Below are 1,075 nucleotides of genomic sequence, written 5' to 3' on the forward strand. Positions count from 1 at the left end.
GCAGGGATCGCCAGGAGGACTCGCTCAGGCCGGAGGCGTCCACGCCGTCGATCCGCAGCTCGTCTGCCGTCATGCGGGCGCCGTCGGGCAGCATCCCGAGCAGGGCGCGGGCGGTGAGCGACTTGCCGGCACCGGACTCGCCGACGATCGCCACGCATTCCCCCGCGGCGACGTCGAGGCCGACCCCGTCGACGACGGCGCGTCCGTCGATTGCGATGCGCAGCCCGCGCACGTGCACCGCACTCATGCGCGCCGCCCCTCGGCTCTGGCACGCAGGGCGCGGCCGATCACGGTCGCGCTGATCACGGTGAGTGTGATGGCGAGCCCCGGGAACACCGAGATCCACCAGGCGCGGCCGAGCACGTTCCGCCCGCCCGACAGCATGAGTCCCCACTCCGGAGCGGGCTCGGACGGGCCGAGGCCGAGGAAGCTGAGACCGGCGGCAGCGAGGATGCTCGAGCCGATGCCGATCGTGGCGAGCACGCTCAGCGAGCCGAGCACCCCGGGCGCGACGTGGCGGGTGAAGGTGCGCACCGGACCGACGCCGAGGATCCGCGCGGCCTCGACATGCTCGGCGATGCGCAGGGTGCGGGTCTGCGTGCGGGCGAGGCGGATGTACACCGGCACCGCCGCGATCGTCACTGCGATGGCGACGTTCACCGCCCCCGGACCGAGCACCGCCACCACGATCAGCGCGATGAGGAACTCGGGGAAGGCGAGCAGGATGTCGGTGACGCGCATCGCCACGGCATCCACCACCCGCGGCGAGACGCCCGAGAGCGAGCCGAGCACGAGACCGGCGAGCACGGCGAGCACCGTCGCCAGCAGGCCGATGCCCACCGAGCGACCCGCACCGTGCACGACACGGGAGAACACGTCGCGTCCGGACTGGTCGGTGCCGAACAGGTGCGCCGCTCCCGGCGCCTCGAGCGCCGCCCGCACATCGGTGCGCAGCGGGTCGTGGGTGGCGAGCAGGTCGGGGAAGACCGCGGCGAGCGCGACCACCGCGAGGAACGCCACGGCGCAGCCCAGACCCACCCGGCGCGCGATCATCGGCGCTCCTCGAGTGTCGGCG

The 1,075-nt window shown here is 73.8% G+C and carries 2 protein-coding genes; both read right to left on the reverse strand.

What is annotated here, in order from left to right; genetic code table 11:
* Positions 1–247: ATP-binding cassette domain-containing protein (locus RT309_RS09210; RefSeq protein WP_313356573.1), on the reverse strand; the 247-nt coding region annotated here is incomplete at its 3' end.
* Complete coding sequence (locus RT309_RS09215) at positions 244–1,053, reverse strand: ABC transporter permease (RefSeq protein WP_313356586.1); 810 nt, start codon at positions 1,051–1,053, stop codon at positions 244–246. The genes RT309_RS09210 and RT309_RS09215, both read right to left, overlap by 4 nt.
* Positions 1,054–1,075 lie beyond the last annotated feature (22 nt).

The sequence above is a fragment of the Microbacterium sp. genome (assembly GCF_032084865.1).
GTDB lineage: Bacteria > Actinomycetota > Actinomycetes > Actinomycetales > Microbacteriaceae > Microbacterium.